The following is a 5179-nucleotide window of genomic DNA, read 5'->3' on the forward strand; positions in this document are numbered from 1 at the left end:
TATGGACGCTAGAAAGCCAATCGCTGCGGCCGTAAGTAGGGCACCTTTTTTTATGGCGATTTCTCCGGCTTTGATTTCTGAACCTTTAAGGCGAATATTGCTCCCGCATTTCAGCATTTCATCGTTAATAATTAGTTCTTTGCTTTTAAGATTAATTTTTTCCTGCATCACGACGGTGTCGGCATTTTCGGGCAGAGCTGCTCCTGTGAAAATGCGTACTGCCTGCCCGGGTTTTAAGACAATTTTTTTATCGTCACCGGCAGCCATTTCTCCGTCTGTCAATAACGTTTTTTGTGAAGCGAAATCTTCAAACTTAAAGGCGTAACCGTCCATTGCTGATTGTGCAAAAGCAGGTACATTCGCCGGTGCCCATATATCTTGTCCAAGCGTTAATAAGACAGCTTGCTCTATCTTGAATATTCGTGCTGGTAATGTCTGCACTTTCTCTTTGATGATATTTTTTGCCTCAATTACTGAAATCATTTTTTATTTGATTATTTTTCTTTCGTTTTATCTGAATGGCCTAAGTTTTTCTCTGGACTGATTAGGTCCCTCACCAATTGTTTTAACTCCTTTATTTCTGGAAAACCGCCTTGTGTTTTTCTGTCGAAAATAATCCTGCCATTTAATCGGATACTGAAGTGGCCACCTTCATCAGAGGGTTTTAAAAGGATTCCTTCCAATTCGTCTGTAAAAGTCGTCAGGAGTTCTTGAGCGATGTATGCGGACCGTAATAGCCATCCGCATTTGGGACAATATTCGATAATTATAATTGCTTTCATATTCGGTCCTATTTTTAGATTTAATTTAGGTGGAGTCTTTTAAACTCCCATTTATCCACCGATTTCCACCATGCTTCTATTATGAATTTTAGCGGTGTTTATCCCCGCGAAATCTCCGTGAAATTGGCCGCCGGTTGCGAGGGCTTTTTTTGAAATAGATTGTTTTATCAGAGGCAAAATATCTTCTCCTTTTCTATAGGCAGTCAATAAATCGGTTTCATTTTCCGAGAATAGACAATTTTTCATTTTACCATCGGCTGTTAATCTTATTCGGTTGCAACCACTACAAAATGGATGACTCATCGTGCTAATAGTCGCGAAATTTCCTAAATGACCCTCCACCTGATAATGCTCTGCAGTATCATGGATACTTCGTGGCATGGAATTGAATTTGTATTTTGTGGCAATTAGTTTTAACACCTCAGATTGCGCCATTACTTTTTCGCTTTCCCACAGGTTTCCTTCAAAAGGCATATATTCAATAAAACGAATTTCCAGTCTGGTGTTTTTTGTCAACCTAACAAAATCAATTATTTCATCGTCATTTGTGCCCCTCATCACGACCATATTTATTTTTACCTTAAACCCTTCAGCTAATATTTGTTGAATATTCGACCAGATTTGTGAGAAAAGATTCGTCTTCGTTATCGCTAAAAATCTATCGGCTTTCAAAGTATCTAAGCTGATATTTATCGTATGAATACCGCTTTTTTTCAACGAAGAGATAAAGCGGTGCAGCTGGGCACCATTGGTTGTGATGGTAAGTTCTATGGGGTATTTTGAAAGCCTTTCTATAATTTCTCCGGCGTCTTTTCTTATCAATGGTTCTCCCCCAGTGAGCCTGATTTTATTGACCCCGAGGTTATAAAATATTTTGGTAAAAGATTCAATTTCGTCTGCGGTCATTAACTGTTTAGCAGGAGAAGCGACATGTTTTTCCGGCATACAATAGATGCATTTAAAATTGCAGCGATGCGTAAGAGATATACGCAAATAGTTGTGCATACGGCCGAATGTATCTGTTAGTGTCATCATTATATTAAGTATAAATTGGGAAAATGTTTGTGTTATCAGTTTTTATTAATTTCAAGAATGTTTAAGAAATAAATTTCAGTTGGGGTAGTTTTATTTTTATAAAATCCTCTCTATCTGCGTCACATAATGGGCAAACATAATTTTCGGGTAATCCTTCAACGTTTTTACCAATCGCTTTGTCGTCCGCTTCTGGCCACGGTGCTCCATCATAAACCGTTAGGCAATTTTTACATTGATAAATTTCTTTCTCTTCTTTAGCAGGCCCTTCGTTGGATTTTATCTGGGCTGTACTTTCGGGTAATAACTTATTGGCATTATCTTGTTCGTAAAACATTTTGCAGAGTGAAACCAGGTAGGGGCCGATGTAATTTTTTTCTACTTTCTCGCGAAATAATGTGAGCTCCGCTCCATTAGGATTAAAGTCTTTTTCATACAAAATGTCATATCGGTCCAAAGATTTTAATCTGTTGACATTTTTGAAATCACTTTTGCGAATGACAATGGAGGCAAACATGTTAAACAATGGTTTTGTCTGAATGGCGAAACACATGCCATATGTACGCACGTCTTCTTTATCAAAATAGCGGATGATGATTCTTTTTAAGATTAAGGCCTCTTTATTATCTTCTATCTGCCAGTTCAATTCGTTGGCAGCGTGCCTTACATTGATGCGATATTTACCCAAAATGTAGTCCCAATAATGTCTTTGCGTGGGGTCGATACCCTTGATGATAAGACTTTTCCAGCTCGTCGTATATATTTCGCCAATTCTTGTTTCCAGGCAAACTTCGCACGCATCTAGCAAGAAATTTATGGGGAACAATTCATCTCTTCGATAAATGCCCAACCAATAGGTATTGTCAGATTTATTAAAACCTTCGTAATAAGGAAGTGAGAATTTTGGGATGGATAACGGCCCCTCCATGGGCTTATGTGTATAATGGAATCGCTTGTTATTTTTAACGCTCTCAAACAAGGCGCTCCCATTAGTATTCACTTTGGGTTGTTCATAAATCAAATTTTCTATCATTTTTGAAAGATTGGCTATATCATTGGTATAAATCAATTCTGGCCAACAATAAATAACGCGAGAATGGGGGAAACGAATATACAAATACCAAAAATGTGCTGAGGTAGAACTGACCCAATTGAGGTGTCCGGTAAAGAATAAAACAAACCGTTGGTTCTTGTCACAGATATTTATTTTCAGGTGAGGTTCACTCTCAAATAAATCGAAGATGTCTTTATACACGCCCTCTTTCAACCAACTGTTACTGGTAAAAATACCGTCAGCCGGATAAGAGCTTACGGTGTTTGGGTATGCTTCTTTTTTATGATAAAAAATGATCTCTTTTTCTTTGCAGGCATTGGCAAAATTTGTATAGTATTTTAAGGGTACTTCCATTAACAACTGTTGCCGCAACCCAAAACGCATATGTTCTACCCTTGCTTCTTTTGCTAAAAGAAGTACTTCTTTTAAATAACCAGGTGAAATTATGCCTCCTTTAAAATTGATTACAATTGAATTTGTCGTTACCATAATTATAAAATTATATTCGATAGAAATAGTGCCTTACTGCTTTTTAAACAACTGCGCTTATTAAATTAATTTCTGAATTTTCTACCACCTTGGACTCACCTGCATTACCGGTTAATTTGTCTAGAATTGCTTGTATCTCCGAACGGCAACTACCACAGCCCATACCGGCACCGGAAGCTTTGCATAATGATATGAGATTGGAATTTCCTTCCTTTATTTTATTGATAATATTTCCTTCGCCCACGTTGCCGCAGGAACAAATAAGCTTGCCTAAAATGGGATCTGCTTTATTTCCGGATCGTAACAGTTCTAGACGTTTTTCGCTGAGCTCTATTTTGTTTTCAATTAAATCTTTAAATTCAACAAACTCCGATTTGTCGCCAATTAAAATAGCCCCTACAAGCCTGTCGTTATAAATAATACATTTCTTATAATAGCGTTTTGCCTTGTCGATAAATAATACTTCCTCGTAGGCCTCGTCACCTGCGGGAATGGTCGTTAATCCCAGAGAACATAATTCTGCACCATGAACTTTTAAGATATTCATTTGTAACGAACCTTCGTAATATTGGGAGATATTGCCATTTAAAAATTGTGCCACAATACCCGCCTGCTGCTCCGCAGCCGCCGTGATTCCATAAAGGGAGCCTTTAAACTCGGCAATTTCGCCTACTGCAAAAATATTTTTATCAGATGTTTGCAGATATTCATCCACTAATACGCCTCGCTTGCAGTCGAGCCCACAAGCCCTTGCCAGTTCGATATTTGGGATGGTTCCTATGCCTAAGATGATTGCTTGACAATTTATCTCTTGCCCGCTTTTTAGCTTGATACCCGTTACTTTCTTGCCGCCAATTATCCGTTCGATTTCATCATTATAAAAGACATCGATTCCTTTTTCTTGTAATTCTTCGTGTAACAATTGGCTTCCCAAATTATCCAATTGTTTATCCATTAATTTGGAGCTTCGATGGATAATACTAACATCTATATTCATTTCTTTTAGTGAAGCGGCCATCTCTATACCAATTAAGCCGCCGCCCACAATTACTACTTTTCCATTTTTTTGATCCAAATAATTTATAAAATCGTCTGCGTCATTGCGTGTGCGCATAGTAAAAATGCCGCCCATTTTCGGCATATCTTTTATAGTCGCGGCGCGACTCCCGGTCGCTATTATCAGCTTATCATAGCTGTGTTTTCTTCCCTTGTTGTCGAGAATTATGTTGTTTTGACGGTTTATGTTTTCCACACTTAATCCTCGATGCAATTTTATGCCGAGATCCAATTCTTCCTGATCCTTCATCTTAATAAGTTGCTGCCAATTTTGGGCACCGTTTATATAGTCAGGCAATAGCACCCGGTTGTAAAAAGGATGATCTTCTTTGCTAAAAATTTCTATCTCATCCACTTTGTTTAATGCTCTATAACTTTTGACGAACCCAAACGCGCCAGCTCCTGCCCCAATAATGACAATTTTTTGCTTTGGTTTTTGATAACGCGCCACTTCCACCGCTGAAAACTTAAAGTCCGGTTCTTTTGAAATTGGGTCTACCAAATTGTTGGTAACATTGTTGGCGCGGTTAAGATCACTGCTCAATATTTTCCCCCAGTGCATAGGTAGAAAAACGACCCCCCGGCGGATAGTTGTCGATATTGTTGCGTTGACACGTACTTCTCCACGCGCACTTTTTACGGTAACTAAATCATTTTCGTCTATATTGCGCACCACTGCGTCATCAGGATGAATCTCTAAAAAGGCATTCGCAATATGCTTCTTTAATTTATTTACTTTTCCTGTCTTACTCATTGTGTGCCATTG

General features: G+C 38.3%; 4 protein-coding genes and 1 pseudogene. All 5 read right to left on the minus strand.

Going from position 1 to position 5179, the window contains the following annotated elements:
• Nucleotides 1-483, minus strand: a pseudogene (locus ACQR30_RS07160) (molybdopterin molybdenumtransferase MoeA); the annotation flags it as partial.
• An 11-nt stretch (nucleotides 484-494) separates the two neighbouring features.
• Nucleotides 495-782 carry a SelT/SelW/SelH family protein gene (locus tag ACQR30_RS07165; protein ID WP_429733328.1) on the minus strand — a complete coding sequence of 96 codons (288 nt, stop codon included), beginning with the start codon at nucleotides 780-782 and terminating at the stop codon, nucleotides 495-497.
• Nucleotides 783-833: 51 nt separating this feature from the next.
• Entirely contained in the window at nucleotides 834-1817 is a 984-nt protein-coding gene (moaA, locus tag ACQR30_RS07170; protein ID WP_429733331.1) for a GTP 3',8-cyclase MoaA, read from the minus strand.
• 61 nt (nucleotides 1818-1878) lie between these two features.
• Nucleotides 1879-3357: a rubredoxin gene (locus ACQR30_RS07175; protein WP_429733334.1), complete on the minus strand. Its 1479-nt coding sequence runs from the start codon at nucleotides 3355-3357 to the stop codon at nucleotides 1879-1881.
• Between the two features lie 43 nt (nucleotides 3358-3400).
• Nucleotides 3401-5179 (minus strand): FAD-dependent oxidoreductase (locus ACQR30_RS07180; protein ID WP_429733337.1); only part of this gene is annotated, 1779 nt, incomplete at its 5' end.

It is taken from the genome of Arachidicoccus sp. (assembly GCF_050436765.1).
GTDB lineage: Bacteria > Bacteroidota > Bacteroidia > Chitinophagales > Chitinophagaceae > Arachidicoccus.